This window comes from Zhihengliuella halotolerans (genome assembly GCF_004217565.1).
Lineage (GTDB): Bacteria > Actinomycetota > Actinomycetes > Actinomycetales > Micrococcaceae > Zhihengliuella > Zhihengliuella halotolerans.
Genome location: NZ_SHLA01000001.1, coordinates 2738032 through 2761297, shown reverse-complemented (window position 1 = coordinate 2761297; position 23266 = coordinate 2738032). Strand labels below are relative to the sequence as shown.

26 protein-coding genes are annotated in these 23266 nt (G+C 67.6%); 13 read left to right on the top strand and 13 right to left on the bottom strand.

From position 1 onward, the window contains the following. Nucleotides 1-131 precede the first annotated feature (131 nt). The 4 genes from EV380_RS12610 to EV380_RS12595 all read right to left on the bottom strand — a co-directional run bounded on the left by EV380_RS12610 (nt 132) and on the right by EV380_RS12595 (nt 2928). Nucleotides 132-1106, bottom strand: a complete 975-nt coding sequence (locus EV380_RS12610; RefSeq protein ID WP_130451448.1) for an SRPBCC family protein — start codon at nt 1104-1106, stop codon at nt 132-134. Nucleotides 1107-1121: 15 nt separating this feature from the next. Beyond that, complete coding sequence (locus EV380_RS12605; protein ID WP_130451447.1) at nt 1122-1463, bottom strand: ArsR/SmtB family transcription factor; 342 nt, start codon at nt 1461-1463, stop codon at nt 1122-1124. A 144-nt stretch (nt 1464-1607) separates the two neighbouring features. Beyond that, on the bottom strand, nt 1608-1976 hold the full coding sequence (locus EV380_RS12600) for a hypothetical protein (RefSeq protein ID WP_130451446.1): 369 nt from the start codon (nt 1974-1976) through the stop codon (nt 1608-1610). Between the two features lie 133 nt (nt 1977-2109). Next, nucleotides 2110-2928 (bottom strand): SDR family oxidoreductase, encoded by an 819-nt coding sequence (locus EV380_RS12595; protein WP_130451445.1) that lies wholly within the window; start codon nt 2926-2928, stop codon nt 2110-2112. A gap of 176 nt (nt 2929-3104) precedes the next feature. Between EV380_RS12595 and EV380_RS12590 the strand changes: the two genes are divergently transcribed. Continuing rightward, nucleotides 3105-3854, top strand: a complete 750-nt coding sequence (locus tag EV380_RS12590) for a Gmad2 immunoglobulin-like domain-containing protein (protein WP_130451444.1) — start codon at nt 3105-3107, stop codon at nt 3852-3854. Nucleotides 3855-3868: 14 nt separating this feature from the next. On the opposite strand, the gene EV380_RS12585 is transcribed toward EV380_RS12590, so the two are convergent. Together EV380_RS12585 and EV380_RS12580 are read right to left on the bottom strand one after the other, a co-directional pair. Further along, nucleotides 3869-4330: an SRPBCC domain-containing protein gene (locus EV380_RS12585; RefSeq protein WP_130451443.1), complete on the bottom strand. Its 462-nt coding sequence runs from the start codon at nt 4328-4330 to the stop codon at nt 3869-3871. Nucleotides 4331-4485: 155 nt separating this feature from the next. Continuing rightward, complete coding sequence (locus tag EV380_RS12580) at nt 4486-5088, bottom strand: NAD(P)-dependent oxidoreductase (RefSeq protein ID WP_130451442.1); 603 nt, start codon at nt 5086-5088, stop codon at nt 4486-4488. An 84-nt stretch (nt 5089-5172) separates the two neighbouring features. Between EV380_RS12580 and EV380_RS12575 the strand changes: the two genes are divergently transcribed. Together EV380_RS12575 and EV380_RS12570 are read left to right on the top strand one after the other, a co-directional pair. Further along, on the top strand, nt 5173-5985 hold the full coding sequence (locus tag EV380_RS12575; protein ID WP_130451441.1) for an NUDIX hydrolase: 813 nt from the start codon (nt 5173-5175) through the stop codon (nt 5983-5985). A gap of 66 nt (nt 5986-6051) precedes the next feature. Further along, the gene (locus EV380_RS12570) at nt 6052-6258 is read left to right on the top strand and encodes a hypothetical protein (RefSeq protein WP_130451440.1); all 207 of its coding nucleotides are present in this window, start codon (nt 6052-6054) and stop codon (nt 6256-6258) included. Here the strand turns inward: EV380_RS12570 and EV380_RS12565 are convergent. Beyond that, nucleotides 6255-6662 carry a winged helix-turn-helix transcriptional regulator gene (locus EV380_RS12565; RefSeq protein ID WP_130451439.1) on the bottom strand — a complete coding sequence of 136 codons (408 nt, stop codon included), beginning with the start codon at nt 6660-6662 and terminating at the stop codon, nt 6255-6257. The genes EV380_RS12570 and EV380_RS12565 overlap by 4 nt on opposite strands. 181 nt (nt 6663-6843) lie before the next feature. Between EV380_RS12565 and EV380_RS12560 the strand changes: the two genes are divergently transcribed. Both EV380_RS12560 and EV380_RS12555 read left to right on the top strand, forming a co-directional pair. Next, nucleotides 6844-7521, top strand: coding sequence for an FMN-dependent NADH-azoreductase (locus tag EV380_RS12560; protein WP_130451438.1), 678 nt, complete (start codon nt 6844-6846; stop codon nt 7519-7521). Between the two features lie 56 nt (nt 7522-7577). Beyond that, nucleotides 7578-7763 carry a putative antibiotic biosynthesis monooxygenase gene (locus EV380_RS12555; protein WP_207219419.1) on the top strand — a complete coding sequence of 62 codons (186 nt, stop codon included), beginning with the start codon at nt 7578-7580 and terminating at the stop codon, nt 7761-7763. 40 nt (nt 7764-7803) lie between these two features. Here EV380_RS12555 and EV380_RS12550 read toward each other — a convergent pair whose 3' ends face one another. Continuing rightward, nucleotides 7804-9246, bottom strand: a complete 1443-nt coding sequence (locus EV380_RS12550) for a mycothione reductase (protein ID WP_130451436.1) — start codon at nt 9244-9246, stop codon at nt 7804-7806. Nucleotides 9247-9287: 41 nt separating this feature from the next. Then, nucleotides 9288-9890: a class I SAM-dependent methyltransferase gene (locus tag EV380_RS12545; RefSeq protein WP_130451435.1), complete on the bottom strand. Its 603-nt coding sequence runs from the start codon at nt 9888-9890 to the stop codon at nt 9288-9290. A 75-nt stretch (nt 9891-9965) separates the two neighbouring features. On the opposite strand from EV380_RS12545, the gene EV380_RS12540 reads away from it, so the two are divergent. The 3 genes from EV380_RS12540 to EV380_RS12530 are packed head-to-tail and all read left to right on the top strand — an operon-like array spanning nt 9966 to nt 12867. Further along, on the top strand, nt 9966-10937 hold the full coding sequence (locus EV380_RS12540; protein ID WP_130451434.1) for a hypothetical protein: 972 nt from the start codon (nt 9966-9968) through the stop codon (nt 10935-10937). After that, nucleotides 10928-12208 (top strand): ABC transporter permease, encoded by a 1281-nt coding sequence (locus EV380_RS12535; RefSeq protein ID WP_130451433.1) that lies wholly within the window; start codon nt 10928-10930, stop codon nt 12206-12208. The genes EV380_RS12540 and EV380_RS12535 overlap by 10 nt, the downstream gene beginning before the upstream one ends. Continuing rightward, the gene (locus tag EV380_RS12530; protein ID WP_130451432.1) at nt 12208-12867 is read left to right on the top strand and encodes an ABC transporter ATP-binding protein; all 660 of its coding nucleotides are present in this window, start codon (nt 12208-12210) and stop codon (nt 12865-12867) included. The genes EV380_RS12535 and EV380_RS12530 overlap by 1 nt, the downstream gene beginning before the upstream one ends. A 24-nt stretch (nt 12868-12891) precedes the next feature. On the opposite strand, the gene EV380_RS12525 is transcribed toward EV380_RS12530, so the two are convergent. Next, a complete protein-coding gene (locus tag EV380_RS12525; RefSeq protein ID WP_130451431.1) occupies nt 12892-13452 on the bottom strand; it encodes a TetR/AcrR family transcriptional regulator in 561 nt (186 codons plus the stop codon). 84 nt (nt 13453-13536) lie between these two features. Here EV380_RS12525 and zapE point away from each other — a divergent pair, with 84 nt between their 5' ends. Beyond that, nucleotides 13537-14514, top strand: a complete 978-nt coding sequence (gene zapE / locus EV380_RS12520; RefSeq protein WP_130451430.1) for a cell division protein ZapE — start codon at nt 13537-13539, stop codon at nt 14512-14514. 38 nt (nt 14515-14552) lie between these two features. Here the strand turns inward: zapE and EV380_RS12515 are convergent, their stop codons facing one another. Next, nucleotides 14553-16052 carry a multicopper oxidase family protein gene (locus EV380_RS12515; protein ID WP_242607610.1) on the bottom strand — a complete coding sequence of 500 codons (1500 nt, stop codon included), beginning with the start codon at nt 16050-16052 and terminating at the stop codon, nt 14553-14555. Between the two features lie 130 nt (nt 16053-16182). On the opposite strand from EV380_RS12515, the gene EV380_RS16965 reads away from it, so the two are divergent. After that, entirely contained in the window at nt 16183-16311 is a 129-nt protein-coding gene (locus EV380_RS16965) for a hypothetical protein (protein WP_278030559.1), read from the top strand. Here EV380_RS16965 and EV380_RS12510 read toward each other — a convergent pair whose 3' ends face one another. Then, nucleotides 16312-16734, bottom strand: coding sequence for a helix-turn-helix domain-containing protein (locus EV380_RS12510; protein ID WP_102158861.1), 423 nt, complete (start codon nt 16732-16734; stop codon nt 16312-16314). 262 nt (nt 16735-16996) lie between these two features. Between EV380_RS12510 and betT the strand changes: the two genes are divergently transcribed. The 3 genes from betT to EV380_RS12495 are packed head-to-tail and all read left to right on the top strand — an operon-like array spanning nt 16997 to nt 22234. After that, entirely contained in the window at nt 16997-19150 is a 2154-nt protein-coding gene (gene betT, locus EV380_RS12505; protein ID WP_130451428.1) for a choline BCCT transporter BetT, read from the top strand. Nucleotides 19151-19154: 4 nt separating this feature from the next. After that, entirely contained in the window at nt 19155-20654 is a 1500-nt protein-coding gene (locus tag EV380_RS12500; RefSeq protein WP_130451427.1) for an aldehyde dehydrogenase family protein, read from the top strand. A gap of 11 nt (nt 20655-20665) precedes the next feature. Further along, entirely contained in the window at nt 20666-22234 is a 1569-nt protein-coding gene (locus tag EV380_RS12495; RefSeq protein ID WP_130451426.1) for a GMC family oxidoreductase, read from the top strand. A 112-nt stretch (nt 22235-22346) separates the two neighbouring features. On the opposite strand, the gene EV380_RS12490 is transcribed toward EV380_RS12495, so the two are convergent. Continuing rightward, the gene (locus EV380_RS12490) at nt 22347-23255 is read right to left on the bottom strand and encodes an ABC transporter substrate-binding protein (RefSeq protein ID WP_130451425.1); all 909 of its coding nucleotides are present in this window, start codon (nt 23253-23255) and stop codon (nt 22347-22349) included. Nucleotides 23256-23266: the final 11 nt, after the last annotated feature.

Genomic DNA, 23266 nt, shown 5'->3' with positions numbered 1-23266 from the left:
ACAATCCAGACCGTGCGGAACTATTTCCGGCACCCGCGCCACGAGAGCCTGACGTGTTGACCAAGGGGGCGCCGGGATGGTGCGGCTCAAGTCAACAGGTCAGGCTCTTTCGGTGGGGATCGCGGAGTGCGTCAGGCGGTCAGGACGGCCTGTTCGAGTCGGGCGTAGCTGGTCTCCATGCCGTCGGTCATGCCGGTCGCCAGGATCATGTCGCGGGTCTCCGCGTCGGGATAGGTGATCAGCATGCTGACGAGCGTCCCGCCGTCCACCGGCGTGAGCGTCATCTCGTTGCGGGTCGCCGTCCCCTCGTTGCCGATCATGGCCTCCGTCGTGACCATCCGGTGCGGGGCCTCAGCCCCGAGTAGCTCGCCGGTGAAGCCAAAGCGCTGCTGGTCTGCGTCGTTCTCCCACTCGTAGCGGTATGTCTCGCCGACGGAGGAGGCCACCTCGCAGACCGGCATGCTCCAGCCCTCGGGGCCGAGCATCCAGCGCTTGAGCAGGTCCGGTTCGTTGTGCGCGCGCCAGACCTGCTCGACGTCGCCGCGCACCACGCGCGAGATGCGCACCTGCGTGTCGGAGAGGATCTGCGCGTCGGTCCCGCGGCCGGCGGCGAAGGCCTCCAGGTCGGCGATGACCGCGTCGATCTGCCCCATCGCTTCTTTCATGCCCTCCATCATGCCCATCGCGACGAGCTCTTCGAGGTTCTCGCGAGAGGCGAAGTGGCTCGTTGTGGTCATCCGGGAACCGGCGTCGGTGGCCTCGAACGCGAACGTCATGCGGATCCGTGGCATGTCCAGATTCGGTTCGCCGTCGTCGGTGAGGAATCCGTCGAGCACTTCGAAGGAGTTCGGGGCGTCGATCGCGAGCCACTCCCAGTAGCCGCCGTGCGTATCGCCCTCGGGGCCGGTCATGTAATAGGTGGTCAGCCCGCCGGGGTAGGCATCGTGGCGGGTGAAGGTCGCGGGGTAGCTGGGCGGGCCCCAGAACTTCTCGAGCTGGCGGGGGTCCTGATAGGCGTCCCACAAGCGCCGCACGGGCGCCGGGAAGTCGGCGACGACGGTGAGCGTGAGGGCGTCCACGTCTTTATCGATGGTGGTGATGGGCATGGTCTTGCCTTTCTCCTACGGTGTTGGATCCTCGGCTAGAAGTGCATCGAGGCGACCGACGCGTGAGCGCCAGAGCTCCTCGAAGTGCGACAGCAGCTGCTGTACCTGCCGAAGGTTCTCGGGTTTTCCGCGGACCATGCGCTCCCGGCCGCGCGGGTATTTGGTGACGAGGCCGGCGGCCTCGAGGGTGGCGACGTGCTTCTGGACCGCCGCGAACGACATGTCGTAGTCGCCGGCGAGCTCCGAGACGGAGGCCTCGCCGGTGAGCGTCCGCCGCACGATGTCTCTCCGCGTGGCGTCCGCCAGGGCCCGGAAAATCCGGTCCACTTCTGCATTCGATAACTGATGTACAACCATTTGGTTGTAGGTTACGCCCGCGCAGGTTCGAAGCGCAAGGGGTCACCGGGAATTAAATGCCGGCGGGCCGCCGTCGTGGGGAAAGGGGGTACGACGGCGGCCCGCGGGTTCCGCGCGACCGGGTAGGGCGGGGCCCGCCCGGGGCTACGTGGTAGTGAAGAGCGAGGTCTCGGCCGTCGCGTCCGTGTCCGCATCGGTATCCGACTCGGCGTTCTGCTCGGGTGCGGGCCCGCCGGCGTCGTCGCAGCCCGCGCCGGAACCGTCGCGCTCGCCGCGATCGGGCTGGGCGCCGGTTCCGTCCTCCGGGGCCGTCGACTCCGCTCCGGCCTCGGCGCCCTGGTCCGGCGCCTCCGCGGAGACCGACGAATCGGCGGGGTCCCCGGTCTCGGCGGCGTTCGCCGACATCACGCCCAGCCCGAGCAGCCCGGCGACGGCGACGGCAGTGGACGCGCCGAGGATCTTCGCGCGCGAGCGGCGGGGTTCGGTGCTGTTCCCGGTGGTGTTGGTGTCCATGACATGGTCCTTCCTGTTGAGGGTTCGAAGGCGGGAAGGCCTTCGCTCTCAAGTCTGGGGACGGGGTCTATGGGGTGACTGTGGAGGCCTTGTCGGCGTGCTGTGACTTGCCCCGGACGCGGCCTGCGGCGCTTTACGCGTCGCGGTATTCGCGCGCGGCCGGGTCGGGGTGCGCCGCCAGGTGGTCCGCGAACGTCGTCGTGCCGCGTGGGGCGTCGTCGCCGACGAGGTTCGCCCCGTCCGCGAGCGCGCGCACGGCCCCTTGCTGCAGGAAGCGGGGCACCCGCAGCGGCACGACGCGGCGGCGCAGGCCTGAGGTGGCCACGAATTCCCGCGCCATGTCGACCGAGCAGTCGATGCGCGGTCCGCCGAAGTCGGCAACCCGGCCCTGGGGCCCGCGGCAGGCGACGTCGGCCAGCCGGGCGGCCACATCGGCGACGTCGACCGACTGGAAGTTCATGTCCGGCACCAACAGGATCGGCAGCCGCGCCAGTCGGGCAAACAGGGAGCGGACGAGGTCGTGGAACTGCGTGGCGCGCTGAATCGTGGCCGGCACGCCGGACGCCGCGACGAGTCGCTCGACCTCGAGCTTGCCCCGGTAGTAGGACAAAGGGATGCGGTCGATTCCGACGATCGAGACGAGCACGAAGTGCCGCACTCCGGCGGCCGCGCACGCCGCGATCATCTGCTGCGCCACCGTCACGTCTCGCGGCCCGTTGAGCGTGGTGGCGCAGTGAATGACCGTCTCCGAGCCGGAGACGGCACGTCCGATGTCGGCGCTCTCGCCCTCCAGCAGGTCCGCTGTGGCCCACTCGCGGCCGGCGGGCAGGGCCCCGGGCGCGGGGGAGCGGCTGAGCACGCGGACGCGACGCCCGCGGCGCTCGAGCTCGGAGACGACGGCGCGGCCCAGGGTTCCTGTCCCGCCGGTCACGACGATCGGTGCTGGTCCCATGTCTCGAACGTTACGCCCGCTGGCTGGGATTCGCCCGGGTTTCAGCCGGGTGCCGCGGCAGAGTCCGACGGCGGGCGCATAGCGGGAGCGCGCGTAACCGTATCGCCGTCGGATCGTGGCCGAATCGAATCCGGGCGCCCCTGTTGCCCCCGGTCGCGCGGTGGTTTCCTTGAACCATGAGAACTACGAGAGCGCGCGCGGGAGCCGCCGCCGTGGCGGCGGTGTGCATCGGGCTGCTCAGTGCGTGCAGCCCGGGCGACCCGAGTGTCCCGACCGGCACCGGTTCGGCCCCTGCGGAGACCACGACGCCAGGTTCGCCGTCCGCCACGGCGACCCCTCAGCCGAGCGTGACGCCGACGGACGCGCCGTCCGCATCGCTCCCCGCGGAGGAGGCGGCGTCCGTCGTCTATCCCGCCCCGGGCGAGAGCGACTTCGTCGATCCCGAATCGGCGGTGGGCGGCTTCACCGCCGACTACGCGGAGTTCGCCGCCCCGGAGATTTCCGACTACATGCAGGGCGACAGCAGGTCGGGCGAGTTCGAGGTTTCGGCCGGCGGCAATCGAGTCACCACGGTCCTCGTCCGGCAGATGTCCGACGACGCCTGGTACGTCATCGGGTCCACGACCCCTGACATCCAGGTCGCCGAGCCGGTCTCGGGCGCGGCAATCTCCTCGCCGGTGACAGTCGGTGGTGAGGCGGTCGCCTTCGAGGGCAACGTGGTGGTGCAGGTCCGCGGGGTCGACGGCGACGTGCTCGGGCAGGAGCCGGTCACGGGCAGCGGCGGACCCGACCTCGGGCCGTTCTCCGGAGACATCGCCTTTACTGATCCCGGTTCGGGGCAGGGCGCCGTCCTGTTCCTGACCTACAGCGCCATGGACGGCAGTCTGGAGCAGGTCGTCGCGGTTCCGGTCGGTTTCGGCGGCTAGGGCTAACGCCCGGCTCAGGCGGGCCGTACGACGACGGCCGCGAGTTGCGCGAGCGAGGACGCGAGACCTTCAGCGTGGGCGGCGGGCTCGATGGCCTCCGGGACGTCGGAGGCTTCGACGCTCACGAGCGTGCCGGCGTCGTCCGGGGTGAGGGACCAGACCATGGTCATGGTTCCGGAGGCGGCGGGGTCATCGGAGGGGAAATCGACGAGCCAGACGATCCCCCGCGGGCCGAGCTCGGCGATGCGGGCTTCGGCGGTGTCGGTGTCCGCGCCCGACTTGCCGCCACCGTCCGGCGGGTCGTCGTAGGTGAGCACCATGCGGAAGCCGCCGCCGATGCGCGGGTCGAAGCGCTCGAGCCGCCCGCTCATGCCGGCCGGCGGCAGCCAGGCGAGAAACGCCGCTGGCTCGGTGAACGCCGACAGGACGGCGTCGGCGCCGGCGGCGATGTGTCGTGAGGCCCGGTCGATCCGCATGCCGCCCATGTTAGGGGTCCCGGATCTGTCCGGCTAGAGCAGGGCCGGGGTGGCAGCATGCGCCACCCCGGCCCTGCGTCGTCGTTCTGGGCGGATGAAACGCGATCCGACCGCTCAGAACGACGACGCTGCGGCGCCGCCCGCCGCTGGTCGACTCAGTTGGCGACGGTGAAGCGGCGGTTCTCGTTCTTCGGGGACTCCAGCTCGTCGAGCACGGCGACGGCGAAGTCCTGCGTCGAGACCGAGTCGCCGACCGGCGAGTTCACGCCGACCTTGTACTCGCCCGTGCGCTCGCCGGGGGCGATCATCGGGGCCGGGGCCAGCATCGTCCAGTTCACGCCTGAGGAGTCCTGGTAGTAGTTCAGAATCTCGGCGAAGCTGTCGGCCTCGGGCTTGTAGGCCTCGGGGAAGCCGTCGGTGTTGCGCAGCTGCACGCCGTCGACCTCGAGCGCACCAGCGCCGCCGACCACGAACACGCGGGCCGGGATGAGAGTCTCGGCGATCGCCTCGTGCGCCTCGCGGATCGGAGCGTGGTCGCTGCCGTCGCGCGGGGTCGGCACGGACAGCACGACGACGTCGTGGCTGGCGCCCAGCTCGCGGTACGCGGCGAGGTCGCCGAGCTCCGCCGTGAACGACGCGGCGCCCGGCACCTCGGCCCCGCTGCGGGAGACGGCCGTGACCTCGTGGCCGCGGTTCTTCGCCTCGGCGACGATCTGGCTTCCGACCATGCCGGTGGCTCCGTAGACTGCGATCTTCATGAACAGCTCCTCATTGGTTGTAGGTTCAAGCTCTGCGCCTCGTTCAACGCACTCGACCGCGCTAGCATTCCAGCAGGAGGCCACATGACGAAAGATTTCCCGGAGCCGACCCGGGTCGACGGCGACGCCGCGAGCGCCGTCGTCGTACGTGACGGGCCCGCAGGGCTCGAGGTGCTCATGCTGCGCAGGCTGGACCGCGGCTCGTTCGCGGGAGCCTGGGTGTTCCCGGGCGGCTACGTCGACCCCGAGGACACCTCGGAGGAGTACCGGCACGACGCCGCCGCCTCCTGGGGTGCGGACGTGCCCGTCCGCGAGGTGCCGGCCGGGTTGCGCGCGGCTGCCCGTGCCGCGGCCGTGCGCGAGACGGAGGAGGAGACCGGGCTGCTGCTGGACTCCGGCAACCTCGTCCCGTTGACCTGCTGGGTTCCGCCCGTGGGCGCACCGAAGCGCATGCGCGCCTGGTACTTCCTCGCTCCGCTCACGGCGGGTGCGGACGCTCCCGTCCGGCTCAGTCCCGGAGAGCATGCTGAGGCCGAGTGGCTGACGCCGGCCGACGCACTCGCGCGCCATGGGGCCGGAGAGATGCTGCTGGTCCCGCCGACGTGGGTGACGTTGCACGAACTCGCAACGCTTGCCGGTTCGGCGACGGTCGCCGACGCGGTGGCCGCCGCCGAGGCGCGCGCCAGCGGGGGATCGGGAGTGGAGTTCGAGGCCTTCCGCAGTCAACAGTTCGCCGAAGGCGGCCGGAAGTACGTGCTCTGGCACGGGGATGCGGGCTGGGAGGACGAGCTCGCCGCCGCCGGCCACGGCCCGCACCTGCCCGGGGCGCCCCCGACCGCCGGGACCCACCGCCTGGACGTCACCGACCTGCCGTGGACCTACGAGCGCGAGCTCTGAATGCCAGGGCGAAGCGGCGCGTTCCCGACCGAATCCGGAAAGAGTGAACAGACGATGATTCAGCCGATGAGGAAAGTCGACGAGCGAGACTACCGGGAGTCGGGGAGCCACGAGGAGCAGAGCCGTTGGACGTCGTTCGTCTGGGCTGTCGTTGCACTCGCCGTCGCGGTGCCGGCGCTGGTCATCTTCGATTTCGGCTGGCCGATCGTGTTCGGCGTGACGCTTCTCGTCGCCGCGGTCCAACTACTCCTGTGGGCGCGGAAGCGCGGTTAGTCGAACTCGAGCCGGTGCCGGTCGTGGTCCATGCGGGACGCCGCAACGTCGTCCATGTTCTCCTCGGCCCACTCCTTCATTTCGGTGACGACGCGCAGAAGCGAGTGCCCGAGGTCGGTGAGCTCGTAGTCCGTGCGCACGGGAACGGAAGCCGTCACGTGTCGCGCGATCAGCCCGTCGCGTTCCAGCGAGCGCAGGGTTGACGTCAGCATCTTCTGGCTGGCTCCGGGAATCCGCCGTCGGAGGTCGCTGTGCCGCTGCTGCCCGTCGACCAGCGCGAGCAGGATCAGCGCGACCCACTTGCTGCTGATCGTCTCCAGGAGTTGGCGCGCCGGACAGTGCTCCAGCGACGCGTTGTAGCGCTCCTTGGCCGCCTGGCGCTTCTGTTCGGCTGTGAGGGTCATGTCCCGGTGCCCTTCTGATCCGATCGATCCATTCGAGTGGTGGGACCAGCCTACGTGGGGAGGGAGGCACCTCGAGGTGCCTCGGGCACCGAAAAGTGCGTTCTTCCCAGGTCAGCGCGACTGCGTCAGGATCGACAGCGGGCACACCGGGTGCCGGTCAACGATCTTCGGAAGGACACCAATGCCAGCCATTCTGCATGTCAACGCCTCTCCCCGCTTCGCCAGCAGCGAGTCCCTGCGCCTGGCGCGGCTCTTCATCGATTCCGTCCGCGCCGAGGGGCAGGACGGAATCGAGGTGGAGACTCTGGATCTGTTCGACGACGGCGCGCTGCCAGCGTTCGGCCGGACCGCGGCGGCCGCCAAGATGGCGGTCTTCTCCGGTCAGGAGCAGACGCCGGAGCAGATCACGGCCTGGGAATCTGCTCGCGCGGTGTTCGACCAGTTCGCCTCGGCGGACGCCTACGTCTTCAACATTCCCATGTGGAACGCCGGCGTCCCCTACGTGCTGAAGCAGTGGATCGACATCATCACCCAGCCCGGGTGGAGCTTCGGTTTCGATCCCGAACGCGGCTATCGCGGCCTCATGGAGGGCAAGCAGGCCATGGCCGTCCACACCAGCGGTGTGTACGCCCCTGGCGTTCCCGCGGCCTTCGGCAACGATTTCAGCAGCACGTTCTTCGCCGACTGGTTGAACTTCGTGGGCATCGAGGATGCCATGCACGTCCGGTTTGCCCCGACCGTGCTCAACGGGGACGTGGACGGCACCCGCCGGATCGCCGAAGCCGAGCTCGCCGCCGCGGCCCCCGAATTCGCCGGCAAGCTCAGCTCCGTGGGGGCCTTCGAGCTGGCCGGCAAGTGATGCGCTCGCCGCGCGCCCCGGCGGTTCCGCCGCCGAACAAACATCAGCTGGCCCTGATGATCTGGGTGGCGGTCTTCCCTACCCTCACCATCATCAACCTCGTCTTCGGGGCCTGGCTCGAGGCACTGCACCCCGTGCTCCGCACCCTCGTTCTGGTGACGGTTGCGGTCCCGATTGTGATCTACGCGCTCATGCCCGGCCTGCACCGGGTGCGGGCCCGGCTCCTCACACGCGCCGCCTGAACCCGGCTCCGCCCTCACTGGCCGGGTCAAGCGCGCCGGATCAGGCGTCCAGCTGGAGCAGGGCGTTCTCGATCAGCTCCGGCAGTGACGGGTGGATCCAGTACTGCCCGCGCGCCAGGTTCTTCACCGGCTGGCCGAAGCTCATCGCCTGGATGAGCGGCTGGAGCAGGCTCGAGGCCTGCGGCCCGATGATGTGCGCGCCGACCAGCATCCCGGTGTTCTTGTCCGCGAGGAGCTTCGCGAACCCGGTGGTGTCCTCCATCGCCCAGCCGTAGGCGATGCCGCCGTAGTCCTGCCGCGCGACCGAGATCTCGAGCCCCCGCGCGCGGGCCTGCTCCTCCGTCAGTCCCACGGACGCGACCTGCGGCGAGCTGAAGACCGCGTGCGGGACGAACCGGTGGTCGGACGCCACCAGCGCATCCGGGGTGACGAGGTTGTGCTGGACCACGCGCTGTTCGTGGTTGGCCACGTGCTTGAGCTGGTACGGCGAGCAGATGTCGCCGAGCGCCCACACGCCCGGCACGACGGCGCCGCCCGCCACCGCGCCGTTCTCGCCGCGGGTGCCGCCGACCACTGCGCGCTGGAATTCGTCGACTTTCAGCAGCCCCGCCTCGTCGGTTTCGAGGCCGCCGGCGGCCACGTCGAGTTGGTCGGTGTTCGGAGTCCGGCCGGTCGCGACGAGGAGGACCTCGGACTCGATGACGCCCGGCCCATCAGGGGATTCGACGTGCAGACGGATGCCGCCGTCGTACTGCTCCACCTTCCGGGTGGCAGTGTTGAGCCGGACGTCCCAGCTGCCGCGCGCGATCTCGGTGAAGCGCTCGGAGACCTCCGCGTCCTGTGCGCGCAGCAGTGCGCCGGAGCGGGCGACGAGCGTGACAGCGACGCCGAGCGCGGCGAACACGTGCGCGAACTCGGCGGCGATGAAGCCGCTGCCGAGGATCGTCATGGATGCGGGCAGGCGCTCGAGGCGCATGACGGTGTCGCTCGTGTGGAAGTCGACGTCGGCCAGGCCTTCGATGTCCGGTACGGAGGGCCGGCCGCCGGCGGCGAGCACGATCTCGTCGCCCGTGATGGTCGTCGCCGTGCCGCCGTCGTTCGGGGCGACGGTGAGCTGCTTCGGGCCCGTGAAGCGGGCGTCGCCTTCGAAGACGGTGACGTTGGCGTTGTCCTCGTGGTTCAGACGGTAGTCGCGTCCGCCGGCGGCTATCTGGTCGATCCGGTCGGCGAAGATGCGGTCGCGGATGTCGGACCAGCGCACGTTGTCGAGGGTCTCGTCGACGCCGAGCCGGCTGGAGCGGGAGGGCGTGGCCGCGACGTCGGCCGTGTAGACGAGCATCTTGGTGGGGATGCAGCCGACGTTCAGGCACGTTCCGCCGAACTTGTCGCGCTCGATGAGGGCGACCTTCCTGCCGCGGAAGCGCTCGTCGAGGATCGAGTTGCCGGATCCGGTACCGATGATGATCAGGTCGAAATGCTGCATGGGGATCCTCTGAACTGGTGTGGCGGGAGTCTGGTGCCAGCCTATCGGGCGGGCCTGCGCGCGAGGATCGCGGCGTGCGGGCGGTGCTCGGCGGAGGTGCGACGGTGCGTGGCGCCGACGGCGAAGCCGGCCTCGCGCAACAGGGCGGAGAGTTCCTCGAGAGACCAGTAATAGGCGGGTGCCACGGCGTGGTGAAACTGCTGACGGCTGGGACCTTCGAAGAATCCGAGCAGCGCCGTTCCTCCGGGCGTGAGGCGCGTGTGGAAGCCGACCAAGATGTCGAGTACGTCCTCCGGTGGTGTGTGGATGAGCGAGTACCAGGCGAGGATTCCGCCGGCCGGCTCGCCGGTCGCGACGTCGGCCAGGGAGGAGCGCTCGAAGCGGACCTGGGGGAACCGTTCCCGCGCGACGGCGACGAACTCGGGCACCAAGTCGATCCCGACGACGTCTTGTCCGCGCCCGTGCAGCCATCCGGCCCAGTGCCCGGGGCCGCAGCCGGCATCGACGATCAGCCCCGGCGCCGTGTCTGCCCACGCGGCGATCAACTCGCGGTCTTGCGCGTGGGTGTCCTCGATCGATCCGAGCAGTCTCGTGTATTCGTCGGCGCGCGCAGAGTAGGCGGCCGTTGTGGATTCTTCGCTCACGCGTGCAGTCTAGGCCCGCCCGCCCGAATCCGGTGAGTCGAAATCTGTTCGGCGTCGCGGGGTCTGTATTGTCTCTTGCTGGGTCTGCGCGATGGTCGAAGCAGGCGATGGGGGACGATGAATAATCGAAACGGGCTGGTCACAGGCTCGCTGCTGGTGCTGTTCATGCTGTTGGGGTCCGCGTTGACGGTCTACAGCGTGAAGCAGGAGGCCATCACTCTCGAGGGCAACAAGCTCTATTCGACCGAGAGCATCCAGGTGAGCGGTGATGCCGAGCGGATCGCGGCCAATGCGCACGAACTCGCTCCGGAGGCACGTGTTTACGTGCATCTCCCCGGCAACGCCCGAGTGCGGAACCTGCTGATCGAAGACGCATCCGGACTTTCGCTGCCGCTGTACGAGGGCCGAGTTTTCGCCTCAGGCGAGCACGACAAAGCGATCGTCGGGTCGGAGATTCCCGTGGTCGAACGCGGCGGTGTTGAATACTTCGAGTACGACGGCGAGTCCTACGAGGTGACCGGCCGACTCGGCACCAACGAGGAAAGTCTGCTTTCAGCCGACGTCTTGATCAGCGACCCCGACCGCACGAGCGGCGGCCTCGGCGACGTCGTCGTGGATCTGCCGGATGCGCACGCGCGATACGTTGACGCCTTCGGAGCGGACGGAGTCGCGTCAATAGACGGTTCCACAAACAAGCGAACGAATATCGACTATGTCTCACCGATCCTGCTCGGCCTCGGGTTCACGATCGTGACGATCGGAGCGGCCATGACGGGCTTGCTTGCGGCAACCCTTCTGCGACGGCGCCACGAAGTTCTCCACCTGCTGGGACACCGGCGAGCCAGGACGGCGGCCTGGTCAGCGGGCCAGGTCGTGGGTGTCGCTGTCGGGGCAGGGCTGCCTGCTGCCCTCATCGTGGCCTTTGCACGTGATCCGCTGGTCTCGGTCGGCAACGTCCTCCGAATCGAAGCAGCACTGGCGGCGATCGTCGTTGTCGTATTCGTGCTGGCCGTCGTTCCGCGCAAGGGGGTGCGCTCATGGAGCTGATCTTCGATCTGCGCCGCAACTGGGCGATTCTGGGTGGCAAGGCGGCGGTCTGGGCCTTGCTGGTGTTGACCGTCTTCAACGTGTCGTCTTTCACGTCGTCGAGCAATGCGGCCGTTGACCAGAGTTTCTCCCAGGACGCGGACGTGAACATGTACGGGATCGTCGACATGCTGGCCGAGCCGGATGCCTTCGACGAGTTCCGGCATTCCCGGGAGAATCTCGAACAGCTCGGCGATTTCTACAACGAACTCAACGCGAACAAGGAGTTCGACCTGCTGTCAGCGTTCGCCAGCGCTCTGCCTCTCCGGGACTTTCCGGGTGACACCGCTTTCCAGCACGGGTACGGCGACGAGATGACTGTTAATGGCCCGTTTGAGGGTCCGGATGGAAACACTGTCCTCGACGTGAAGTCGATGAGTATCAATCGAGCGGCTTTCGACTTCTACCGGTTGGAGGTCGCTGAAGGCCGGGTCTTCGACTGGGACGCGGTCGACTACTCCAGCGGAACTGTCCCGGTCCTACTCGGAAGCAGCTACTCCGACCTCTATGAGGTGGGTGATCTGATCGACGGATACCTCTGGTTCGAGCCGAGACAGTTTGAGATTGCTGGCATCCTCGATGAGCGTGCGTCTATGTACTATCAGGGCGAGCTGAACCAGTACTTGGACCACTACGTGCTGATTCCCTACCCGTCCGTACTAGGCGACTTCGCCGCCGACGAGCAGTCTCTGGCCGGGATGCTCTACTTCGAAATGATCAACGCCAATGTGGCTGCTCCGAAAGAGCTGAGTGCTGATCAAGTACTCCGCGAAATCGCCGCCGCGTCGGAAGCGAGCGGCTTCGACCAGTACTCGCTGCTGAATTTGCCGACGTACCTGGTGCAGTTCTCGCTGGTGAAGTCGGTCATCCAGGGCAATGCTGCGCTTGTTCAGGCCATCGGCGCCATGCTCTTCCTGGGCGTCGTGGTGGCTAGCGGGTTCGCGAACTGGCAGCTCATGCGGCGACGCCGCAATAAGACGCTGGTGTTCTTGCGGCTCGGTCGCAGCCAGCATGCGATCAGCCGGATGTTCGTGCGCAGTTCGATGATCGGCTACGGGCTGACGTTTCTCGCCACTGCGGTCGCCGTGCGCATGGTGCCGGCGAGCAGTTCTGGAGCACTGTTCACGGCGCTGTGGGTTTTTGTCCTCCTGGTGGTTCTCGACTCGGCCCACCAGCACTATCTCCTCAGGCGTTGCCTCGACGTCGACTCCGGAAAGGCGGCCAGTCTCTGATGCTGCAGCTCGAATCCATCACCAAGTCCATCCGCGAGCCCAACGGGCAGCGTCGGCTCCTCTTCGACGGGCTGGACCTGTCCATGTTCGAGAGCGATCGTTCCATTGCGATTCTGGGGCGCAGCGGATCCGGCAAGAGCACTCTGCTGCGCGTCCTTGCCGGGCTCGATGTCGCCTACGAGGGCCGGTACTACCACGGTCAGGACCTGGTGCCGCAGAATTCTCAGGCGTCGGCGGACTTCCGGATGAAGCACATCGGATTCGTGACTCAGAGCTACGACCTGCTCGACGACCGCAACGTTGCGCAGAACGTCCGCCTGGGCATCGCGGGGCGCGGCGACAAGTCGGCGCTGATCTCCCAATGCCTCGCCGAAGTGCAGCTGAGCGGTTTCGAACAGAAGCGCGTCCAGCACCTCTCCGGAGGCGAGGCACAGCGCGTGGCGATCGCCCGGGCGCTGGCGAAGCGACCGAACGTCGTGCTGGCGGACGAGCCGACGGGCGCGCTCGACGAGACCACCGAGCGTGGCATTCTGGACCTCTTCGCCGATCTGCAGGACCGCGGCAGCAAGTTCATCATCGCCACGCACAGTGAGACCGTTGCCCAGGCGTGCGACTACCGCCTGGTGCTGGCGGGCGGGAAGCTCGTCGAACGCGATTGAGGCTTGCTCGCTCACGCGTGCAGTCTAGTGCGGCTCCGGCGGGGTGAGCAGGCGTTCGAGAAGGGGGACGTCGGCGCGCACGTCCGGGACCCCGAGTGCAGCCTGCGCGGCCACACCCTCCAAGTAGGCGAGCAGCCCGCGGGCGGTGGTGTGCGGGACGGGGTGCCCCAGCGTTTCGCACAGCGCGGCGGCCGCGTCCGGCGAGAAGAACGCGCGGGTCAAATGTTCGCGCACCACCGGATCGTCAACCTCCGGCGCCAGCGCGAACCGCGCCCGCACCTCGCCCACGCGCCGCGTCACGAGCCGGTCCGTGTACCCGGCGATCACCTCGGCGGCCTGCTGCGGGGCCGGCGCCGGGGGCATGGTTGAGGTCAGGGCGATGAACTGCGCCCGCGACCGCTCGATCAGCCGGTCAGCAGCAGCGGCGATGAGGTGTGTCCGGGTCCGGAAGTAGTACGACGACGAGCCGCGCGGCAGGCCCAGATGCGTGTCGATCGCGCCGTGGCTGAGCGCGCGGGCCCCTCCGTGGGAGACGAGCTCGAGCACCGCTTCGGCGATCGCCTCGCGCCGGTCCGTTCCCGCCATGGCTCCGGTTCCCTTCCTCGGTAGATGTAGAGTAGTCTACATACTCTAGAGAAGTAGAGGGTGAAATCGGCGGAGGGAGTCGGAATGCAGTGGCCCGGGCGGCGCCCAAACCTGTGGCCCGGCGTCGACACCGAGGAACTGGCGGCTGGACTCGAGGTCGGCGGCCGAACGCTCGACCCCGGCCAGCGCTCCGCCGTCATGCAACTCACCGCCGCCCACGATCGCGGCGTGTACCTGTTCGGCGGGGTCGGTCGCGGCAAGACCTGGATGGCCGACGCCTGCTTCGCCGCAGCCCCGGGGCCCAAGCGCCGCGTGCACATGCACTCCTTCCTCGCCGAGATCAACGCGGCCGTCGCCGCCCGCGCCGAACCGGCGGCGGACGCGATCGCCCGCCTCATCGGCGAGGCGCGTCTCCTCTTCATCGACGAATTCCACGTGCACGACGTCGGAGACGCCATACTGATCCGCCGGCTGCTGGACGTCCTTCTCCGGGCGCGGATCGGCCTGGTCGTCACCTCGAACTACGCGCCGGAGGACCTGCTGCCCAACCCGCTCTTCCATCACCACATGCTCCCGGCGATCGAGCAGATCCGTGCGCACCTCGCCGTTGTCGAGGTGGTGCCCGGCACGGACTATCGCGTCGCCGGCTCCGCGGACGGGGGCTTCGCTGCGGGTGCCTGGACGGCCGGCCGGTGTGACGACGGCTGGGGCGGCGACGTCGTCGTGTTGGGGAGCCGGACGGTGCCGGTGCGTGCCGCGGATGCGGGGCGCGGCGTGCTGTCGGGGACGTTCGCGCAGCTGTGCGAGGCGCCGTTGTCGGCGGCGGACTACGTGGCGCTGGCGTCCCGGTACACGCGCTGGGAACTGACGGACGTGCCGGCGCCGGGGGAGATCGACGAGCAGGGATTCCAGCGGTTCGCGTACCTGGTGGATGTGCTCGTCGACGCGCAGCACCGGCTCGACGTCACGGCCGACCTGCCGTTCGAGGAGTGGACGACGCGGGGTGGCATGCCGCGGGATGCGGAACGGTTCCTCAGCCGGCTGAGCTTGCTGAGGACATGACGGCCGCGACCCGTTGATTCTCGCGTCGCGGCCGCCCGTCAGTGGTCGTGGTCCATGCTGATCCGCAGCGGTGCGGCCTCGCCCTTCTCGAGGACCACGAACTGACCCATCATGCCTTCGTCCTCGTGCAGCAGCAGGTGGCAGTGGTACATGTACGGCACGGAAGACGACGTGTAGTCTCCGAACCGCAGGATGATCCGGTACACGCGGCGCGGTTCCAGATAGATCGTGTCCTTCCAACCGCCGAGCTCCGGCGGCGGCTCCTCGCCGTCGATCGCAAGCACCTGAAACTGGACGTCGTGCACATGGAAGTTGTGCGGGTACGGGTTCGTGTTCCGCACCTCCCAGACCTCCGTGGTGCCGACGCGCACGATCTCATCGACGCGCCCCATGTCCATGTCCTTGGAGTTGATCTTCCGGTCGGCGAGGCGGAACTCCCGCAGTCCGACGGCGTCGTCCTCCCGCAGCCGTTCGATCGAGGCCAGCGTCTCCGGTACGGACGACGACGGCGCCAGCTCGCCCGCCGCGCGCAGCTCGAGCACGTCGAACTCGTCGTCCCCGCCGAATGCCGCCGGTACCGCGACGGCGCCCAACTCGACCCCGGCCGAGCGGAGCATGACCCGCTCGCCCGGCTCGATATCGACCACAATCTCCGCCCGCTCGGCCGGCGACAGGCGGATCGAGGTGAGCGGCACGGGGGCGGTGAGCAGGCCGCCGTCGGACGCGATGAGCGCGAACTCGCGGCTGTCCGCGAAGGTGAAGTTGAAGGTCCGGGCGGGTGCGGCGTTGAGCAGGCGCAAGCGGATCCGCCGGGACGCGACCTCGAGTTGGGCGTTGCGGACACCGTTGACGAGGAGCGTCTTGCCGAGGGTGCCGACCTCGTTGCCGGAGCTGTCCAGCAGGAAGTCGCCCTCGTCCCCGACCATCTTGTCCTGCACGATCACCGGCACGTCGTCGACGCCGTAATCGGACGGCAGCCCCTCAGGAGCGTCCGCATCGTCGACGATGAACATTCCGGCCAGGCCCAGGTTCACATGCCGCTGCGTCTCGCCGTGCGGGTGCGGGTGGTACCAGAGGGTCGCGGCCGGCTGATCGATGAGCCATTCGGGCTCCCACGTGGACCCGGCGGCGACCGGCTGGTGCGGTCCGCCATCCATCTCCGGCGGCAGGTGCATTCCGTGCCAGTGCACGGAGGTGACCTCATCCAGGCTGTTGGTTATCTTCACGCGCACGTGCTCGCCGCGCTCGGCCCGCAGCGTGGGGCCGAGGTAAGGGCCATTGAAGCCGGCGCTCGTCGTGGGGAACCCGGGCACCAGATCAAGCGTCCCGGTCCGGGCCTCGAGTTCGAAGACCCGTATGCCGTCCTCGACGCGCGAGTCGGCGACCGGAGGGATCGGCAGGGAGGTCGCGGGGGCCGCGGCCAGCTGGATCTCGTTCTGCCGGCCGCAGGCGGCCAACGTTCCCGTCAGGGCCAGCAGGCCCAGCGACGTGAACCCGCCTACGACGGCGCGGCGGGAGGGGCGGCGGAAATCGGACACGGTCTCCATGTTAGGCCCGCCCGTCCACCGCCCGGACGTAGCGCCAGCATCTGCGGGGGTTGGAATTCTCTCTGGCCAAGAAAGTCGAGGGACTCTGTGGACGTTTTCTTGGGGACCGGACACGTACTAGGTGACAGGACGAATCGACGGAAGGCTGGGGCCCGAACAAGCCGAGGTGCTGGCCGAAAGCGACGCTTCCGCGCCCGCGCTGACGGGGGAGCGGTTCGCCATGCTGCGCGAGCGCGGAGTCAACGTCTGATCAGCCGTCGGCCTCCTCCGCGTCGTGCGCGGCCGCCGCGCGGGACTCGAGCCACGCATGCACGTCCTGGGTGCGGATGCGGCGGTGCGTGCCCCGGTAGTGCACGGGGATGGCGCCGGCGTCGGTGAGGTTCCGCATGTAGGTGTTGGATACCCCTGCCAGCTGCGCGGCCTGCGACGTGTTCAGCCACGCCTCCGCCGTGCTCACCGTGACGGCCTCGCCCGCGCCCATGCGCGTGAGCACGTCCAGCACGACGGCGGTCGCGTCCGCCGGAAGTCGAAGCGCCGTCCCGTCGACGAAGACGGTCACGTCCTCGGATTCCTCGAGGGCGCGGGCCAGCTTGGCAGCATCCTCCGCCGGCAGTGCCGGGTGGTTGGTCGCCTTAGTCAGCGCGGTGGTGTTCGATCCGGTGGTTCTGGACATCGTGTCCGCCTGTCGTCCGAGGTGTGGCCCGTTCCGCCCCGCCTCACGGATGTGTTTGCCGCGAGCGAGCGTCCTCCTCCCCATTATGACCTTAAGCACTACCCCTGATGGAAGAGGTCACAAATCTCTTGTGCTATCGGCGTATACGCGCCATAAGGGCTTCGATAGGGTGTCAGAGGCGAAGGAGCAAGGGGGTCGGGTTCCTTCTCCGTTTCAGTACGAGAACGAGACAGACAAGCACTTACGTGAGGCGATAAGCGCGATGACAACTGAATCAACTGCAACTGACGCACCGCCCGGGAGGGCGAAGATCAAAGTCAACAAACCCGTCCTGATCGGTTCCGCGGCGGGAGTTCTGGCAATTTCCCTCTGGGCGATGATTGCGCCGGACAACGCACGGGATGCCATTTTCGCGGCCGTGACGTGGGTCGGTGGCACTTTCGGCTGGTACTACTCGCTGCTGGTAGTCGTCGTCCTAGGGTTCGTCATTTTCGTTGCCGCCAGCAAGGTCGGCAAGACCCGACTCGGGCCGGATCACTCCCGGCCACACTTCAACCTCTTCACCTGGACGGCCATGCTGTTTGCGGCCGGCATCGGTGTGGATCTCATGTTCTTCTCCGTTTCTGAGCCGATCACTCAGTACATCCAACCGCCGACTGGCGAAGGTGAGACGGTCGAAGCCGCACGTCAAGCCATGGTGTGGACGCTCTTCCACTACGGGATCCTCGGCTGGGGACTCTACGCCCTGATGGGTCTTGCCCTCGCGTACTTCGCCTACCGGCACAACCTGCCGTTGAGCATTCGTTCTGCCCTGTACCCAATCATCGGCAAACGAATTCACGGTGCCGCTGGCGACGCCGTCGACATCGCGGCCATGTTTGGAACGATCTTCGGCATTGCGACCTCGCTCGGTATCGGCGTCGCGCAGCTCAATTACGGGCTGTCTTTCATGTTCGGTTTGCCGGAGAACACTGCTATGCAGGTCGCACTGATCGCGGTGGCCGTCATCATGGCGACGGCGTCTGTGGTGTCCGGTGTCGACAAAGGCATCCGCCGGCTCGCTGAGCTCAACGTGCTGCTGGCCATCGCCCTGATGGTCTATGTGTTCATCGCAGGCAAGACCACGTACCTTGCCGACGGGATCGTGAACAACGTCGGCGATCTCATTTCCCGCTTCCCGGGGATGGCCCTAGATACCTTCGCTTATGATCGTCCGGACGACTGGCTGAACGCTTGGACCCTCTTCTTCTGGGCGTGGTGGATTGCGTGGGCACCTTTTGTTGGACTCTTCCTCGCCCGCATTTCCCGCGGGCGTACTATTCGTCAGTTCGTGACCGGTGTCCTCGTCGTGCCGTTCGCCTTTATTGCTCTGTGGATCTCCATCTTCGGCAACAGTGCTCTGGACGTTGTCCGGAGCGGAAACGGTGCATTCGCCGAGATCGCAATCAACCAACCGGAACAAGCGTTCTATGGACTGCTCGAGCAATATCCGGGGGTCATCATCAGCGCGGCGATCGCCACGTTCACCGGCATGCTGTTCTACGTCACCAGTGCCGACTCCGGTGCTCTGGTCATGAGCAACTTCACCTCCCGGCTGACTGACCCGGAAGCGGACGGTCCACCGTGGCTCCGTATCTTCTGGGCCGTGGTGACTGGACTGCTGACCCTCGCGATGTTGATCGTCGACGGCGTCGGGACGTTGCAAGCGGCCACCGTCATCATGGGGTTGCCGTTCTCGATCGTGCTGATATTTATCATGGCGGGTCTGTACAAGGCATTGCGTGTCGAGTCGGCTCTCGCCGATTCCTACCGGCACGGACTGCCGGGAGTGCTCTCGTCGCGGGCCAACGCGGCTGGCGAGCAGCGTCGCGGTTGGCGTCAGCGCCTCTCGCGTGCCCTGAGCTACCCGGGCAGCCGGACCACCCAGCGTTTCATGACCGAGGTCGTTTGCCCGGCCTTGTTGGAGGTCAGAACCGAGCTCGAACGCCAGGGAGTCGCTGCCAAGCTGAACATTCAGCGCCTAGACGCCTTCGGCATTGACACCGTCGATTTGTTCATCGACTACGACGGCGAACGGGACTTCAAGTACCAGGTGTACCCGGTTCAACATGAGATCCCGTCCTACGCACGGGCGACCAGTGCCAGCGACCGCTACTACCGGCTCGAGGCTTTCTCTCTGGAGGGAAGCTACGGGTACGACTTGTACGGTCTGAGCCAGGAGCAAGTCATCGCTGACGTGCTGGATCACTACGAGATTCATCTTGAGTTCCTGCACCAGACCACGGGAGCGCTGCCAACCAGCACCGTTACTGAACCGCATAACGTCACCACCGGGTGGGGTGGCGACTACGAGACAGCCGAAGAACCGGCTGAGAACCCGGCTGGCGGCGACGCCGAGCCCGCAAAGGAAGGATAGGGTCATGGCAAAAACTTCAACCCTCTACATCAACGGCCAGTGGGCCGCCGCTGAATCCGGCGCCACCCGCACGATCGTCTGCCCCGCCGACGGGACGGAGTACGCCGTGGTCTCCGAGGCTACGCGCGCGGATTCGGAGCGCGCCATCGCGGCCGCCCGCGAGGCGTTCGACTCCGGCGTGTGGTCCTCAGTGCCCGCGCCCGAGCGCGGGGCGTTCCTGCTCAAGGTCGCTGCGCGGCTCCGCGAGCGCAAAGACGAGTTCGCGAAGGCCGAGACCGGCGACACCGGCAAGCGGTTCGTCGAGTCGCAGATCGACATGGACGACATCGCCGCCTGCTACGAGTTCTTCGGCCGCCTGGCGGGCCAGAACGCCGGCCGGATTGTCGACGCCAACGACAACGCGGTCCTCAGCCGGATCGTCTACGAGCCCGTGGGCGTGTGCGGCATGATCGCGCCGTGGAACTACCCGCTGCTGCAGGCCGCGTGGAAGATGGCCCCGGCGATCGCTGCCGGCTGCTCGTTCGTGCTCAAGCCCTCCGAACTCACCCCGTCGACGTCGATCCTGATGATGGACGTCTTCGACGAGCTGGGCCTGCCCGCCGGCGTCGCGAACCTGGTCACGGGCACGGGCCCAGAGGCCGGCGCCCCGCTCTCCGAGCACCCGGACGTCGACCTCGTTTCCTTCACGGGCGGGCTCGCCACCGGCAAGGTCATCGCGGCGGCCGCGGCCGGCACGGTTAAGAAGGTCGCCCTCGAGCTCGGTGGCAAGAACCCGAACGTGATCTTCGCCGACGCGGACTTCGACGCCGCCGTCGACAACGCCCTCAACGCAGCGTTCGTGCACTCCGGCCAGGTCTGCTCGGCCGGCGCGCGCCTGATCGTGCACGAGGACATCGCCGAGCGCTTCGTGGACAAGCTGGTCGAGCGCGCCCAGCAGATCCGCATCGGCGGACCGTACGACGACGACGCCGAGACCGGCCCGCTCATCTCCGAGGCGCACCTGGCGAAGGTGCACGCGTACGTCGAGGCCGGTATCGCCGAGGGCGCGCGCGTGCGCTGCGGTGGTCGCCGGGCCACGGACGACGACGGCGCGGGCCTGTCCGCGGGCGTCTACTACCTGCCCACCGTGATCGACAACGTCAAGCGCGGCATGTCGGTTGTCACCGACGAGGCGTTCGGTCCCACCGTCACCGTGGAGACCTTCTCCGACGAGGACGAGGCGGTCGCCATCGCCAACGACACCGTTTACGGGCTCGCGGGCGCGGTGTGGACCCAGGACGCCGGCCTCGCACAGCGGGTCGCTGGGCGCCTGCGCCACGGCACCATCTGGATCAACGACTACCACCCGTACCTGCCGCAGGCGGAGTGGGGCGGCTTCGGTCAGTCCGGCGTCGGCCGCGAGCTGGGCCCGATGGGCCTGTCGGAGTACCAGGAAGCCAAGCACATCTACCAGAACACGGCACCGGCGGTCACCGGCTGGTTCGCCGACCGATCCGCCAACTAAGAGGAGCGACGTTGACCGAGAACAACCAGACCGAATTCGATTACATCGTCATCGGCGGCGGGTCCGCTGGTGCGGCCGTCGCGGCGCGCTTGAGCGAGGACCCGGCCGTGCAGGTCGCTCTCGTCGAGGCCGGCCCGGACGACCGGGACCTGCCCGAGATCCTGCAGCTGGACCGGTGGATGGAACTGCTCGAGTCCGGCTACGACTGGGACTACCCGATCGAGCCGCAGGAAAACGGCAACTCCTTCATGCGCCACGCCCGCGCCCGGGTCATGGGCGGGTGCTCGAGTCACAACTCCTGCATCGCGTTCTGGGCCCCGCGCGAGGACCTGGACGAATGGGAAGCGAAGTTCGGGGCGACCGGCTGGAACGCGGAGAACCTCTACCCGGTGCTCAAGCGCCTCGAAACCAACGAGGACGCCGGTGACGACGCCCCGCACCACGGCGACTCCGGGCCCGTGCACCTGATGAACGTTCCCGCGAACGACCCCTCCGGTGTCGCGCTGCTCGACGCCGCCGAGCAGGCAGGCATCCCGCGGGCGAAGTTCAACAACAACGAGACCGTGATCAACGGCGCGAACTTCTTCCAGATCAACCGGCGCGCTGATGGGACCCGCTCCTCATCCTCCGTCTCCTACATCCACCCGATCATGGATCGGGAGAACTTCCACCTGCTCACGGGCCTGCGCGGCAAGGAGCTGCTCTTCGACGGGGACACGTGCACCGGCGTCGCCGTCGTCGACAACGCGTTCGCCCGCACCCACGAGCTCACCGCCCGTAAAGAGGTCATCCTCTCGGCCGGGGCGATCGACTCGCCGAAGCTGCTCATGCTCTCCGGTATCGGCCCGGCCGCGCACCTGGCCGAGCACGGCATCGAGGTCCGCGTGGACTCGCCCGGCGTGGGGGAGAACCTGCAGGACCACCCCGAGGGTGTGATCCAGTGGGAGGCGAAGCAGCCCATGGTCGAGGAATCGACCCAGTGGTGGGAGATCGGCGTGTTCACGCCCACGCAGGAGGGTCTGGACCGGCCGGACCTGATGATGCACTACGGTTCGGTGCCGTTCGATATGCACACCCTGCGCCAGGGCTACCCGACTACGGAGAACGGGTTCTGCCTGACCCCGAACGTCACGCACGCGAAGTCCCGCGGCACGGTGCGTTTGCGCTCGCGCGACTTCCGCGACAAGCCGATGGTCGATCCGCGCTACTTCACCGACCCGGAGGGCCACGACATGCGCGTCATGGTCGCGGGCATCCGCAAGGCCCGCGAGATCGTCTCCCAGCCGGCGATGGCCGAGTGGGCGGGCCGGGAGCTCTACCCGGGGCAGGACGCGCAGACCGATGAGGAGATCCAGGACTACATCAAGAAGACCCACAACACGGTCTACCACCCGGCCGGCACGGTGCGCATGGGTGCGGCCGACGACGTGGACGCGCCGCTGGATCCGGAGTTGCGAGTCAAGGGCGTGAAGGGCCTGCGCGTGGCCGACGCCTCGGTCATGCCCGAACTCGTGACGGTGAATCCGAACATCACGACGATGATGATCGGGGAACGCTGCGCGGACCTGATCCGCGGCTAGAACCGGACACCCGGAACGACGACGCCGGCGCCCACACCCTGAATTCAAGGGTGCGGGCGCCGGCGTCGTCCTGTCTGATCCGCGGTGGCGCGAACAACGAGGGATCGATGCCTCAGAGGCCTTTGGCCTCCAACCACTCATCGGCGATCCTGCCGATGTCGTCTCCTTCGGAGATCTGGCGGTTCATCGCCATGAGGTCGTCTGTCGTCAGTTCGGCGGCGATGCCGTTGAGCACGTCCTTCACTTCATCCGTCGCGCTGGCCTCGCGGATGACGGGGACGATATTGGCCGGGAGGAAGAGCCCCTTGTCGTCCTCGAGGCCCACAAGCCCGTTCTCCTCGATGGCGGGGTCAGAGCTGAACATGTCCCCGACCTGAGCCTGACCGTTCTGCAGTGCGGAAAGGGTCAGCGTGCCGCCGGCGTCGAGCACTTTGAACTCCTTGAACTCCAGGCCGTAGACCTCCTCCAGGCCGGGCAATCCGACGAAGCGCGTCTTCCACTCGGCAGGGCCGGCCAGGACGAGCTCGCCGGCGATGGGCTGCAGGTCGGAAATGGTGACGAGGTCGTGGTCGGCGGCGACATCGGGAGTCACGACGAGCACGTCGGTGTTTTCCGCCTCCGCCTCATCAAGGACGACGATCCCCTCCGGTGCGAGCAGCGTTTCGAGCTGCGTGCGGATCGTGTCCCGGTTGTCCGCCTCCGCATCGGCATCCAGTTCGCCGAGAAGGTAGCCGTTGTACTCCGGGAGAAGGTCGATGGAGCCGTCGCGCAGGGCTTCCATGTAGACCTCGCGGCTTCCGATGTTCAGCTTCTCGTCGACGGCGATGCCGGCGTTCTGCAGGGCATGGGAGTAGATCGTCGCCAACAGCTGGCTTTCGGAGAAGTCGGCCGACCCGACGATGACGGCGTCCGAGTCGCGAGATGTGTCGCCGTCCGATGCCAGCGGGTCGCCTCCGCCGCACGCCGTGAGAGCGAGTGCCGCCGTTGCCGCGAGGGCTGTGAACAGAGTTTTAGTGCGCATGATGGTTCCTT

Bases quoted from the DNA above. Each gene is read 5' to 3' on its own strand.
- EV380_RS12585 (WP_130451443.1), bottom strand. From the start codon at position 4,330: ATGCGGATCGACCGGGCCTCACGACACATCGCCGCCGGCGCCGACGCC.
- EV380_RS12525 (WP_130451431.1), bottom strand. From the start codon at position 13,452: ATGGCGGGAACGGACCGGCGCGAGGCGATCGCCGAAGCGGTGCTCGAG.
- EV380_RS12490 (WP_130451425.1), bottom strand. From the start codon at position 23,255: ATGCGCACTAAAACTCTGTTCACAGCCCTCGCGGCAACGGCGGCACTC.
- EV380_RS12555 (WP_207219419.1), top strand. From the start codon at position 7,578: ATGATCTGGGTGGCGGTCTTCCCTACCCTCACCATCATCAACCTCGTC.
- EV380_RS12590 (WP_130451444.1), top strand. From the start codon at position 3,105: ATGAGAACTACGAGAGCGCGCGCGGGAGCCGCCGCCGTGGCGGCGGTG.
- EV380_RS12610 (WP_130451448.1), bottom strand. From the start codon at position 1,106: ATGCCCATCACCACCATCGATAAAGACGTGGACGCCCTCACGCTCACC.
- EV380_RS12510 (WP_102158861.1), bottom strand. From the start codon at position 16,734: ATGTCCAGAACCACCGGATCGAACACCACCGCGCTGACTAAGGCGACC.
- EV380_RS12595 (WP_130451445.1), bottom strand. From the start codon at position 2,928: ATGGGACCAGCACCGATCGTCGTGACCGGCGGGACAGGAACCCTGGGC.
- EV380_RS12565 (WP_130451439.1), bottom strand. From the start codon at position 6,662: ATGACCCTCACAGCCGAACAGAAGCGCCAGGCGGCCAAGGAGCGCTAC.
- EV380_RS12600 (WP_130451446.1), bottom strand. From the start codon at position 1,976: ATGGACACCAACACCACCGGGAACAGCACCGAACCCCGCCGCTCGCGC.
- EV380_RS12605 (WP_130451447.1), bottom strand. From the start codon at position 1,463: ATGGTTGTACATCAGTTATCGAATGCAGAAGTGGACCGGATTTTCCGG.
- EV380_RS12530 (WP_130451432.1), top strand. From the start codon at position 12,208: ATGCTGCAGCTCGAATCCATCACCAAGTCCATCCGCGAGCCCAACGGG.
- EV380_RS12580 (WP_130451442.1), bottom strand. From the start codon at position 5,088: ATGAAGATCGCAGTCTACGGAGCCACCGGCATGGTCGGAAGCCAGATC.
- EV380_RS12560 (WP_130451438.1), top strand. From the start codon at position 6,844: ATGCCAGCCATTCTGCATGTCAACGCCTCTCCCCGCTTCGCCAGCAGC.
- EV380_RS12535 (WP_130451433.1), top strand. From the start codon at position 10,928: ATGGAGCTGATCTTCGATCTGCGCCGCAACTGGGCGATTCTGGGTGGC.
- zapE (WP_130451430.1), top strand. From the start codon at position 13,537: ATGCAGTGGCCCGGGCGGCGCCCAAACCTGTGGCCCGGCGTCGACACC.
- EV380_RS12550 (WP_130451436.1), bottom strand. From the start codon at position 9,246: ATGCAGCATTTCGACCTGATCATCATCGGTACCGGATCCGGCAACTCG.
- betT (WP_130451428.1), top strand. From the start codon at position 16,997: ATGACAACTGAATCAACTGCAACTGACGCACCGCCCGGGAGGGCGAAG.
- EV380_RS12500 (WP_130451427.1), top strand. From the start codon at position 19,155: ATGGCAAAAACTTCAACCCTCTACATCAACGGCCAGTGGGCCGCCGCT.
- EV380_RS12575 (WP_130451441.1), top strand. From the start codon at position 5,173: ATGACGAAAGATTTCCCGGAGCCGACCCGGGTCGACGGCGACGCCGCG.
- EV380_RS12570 (WP_130451440.1), top strand. From the start codon at position 6,052: ATGAGGAAAGTCGACGAGCGAGACTACCGGGAGTCGGGGAGCCACGAG.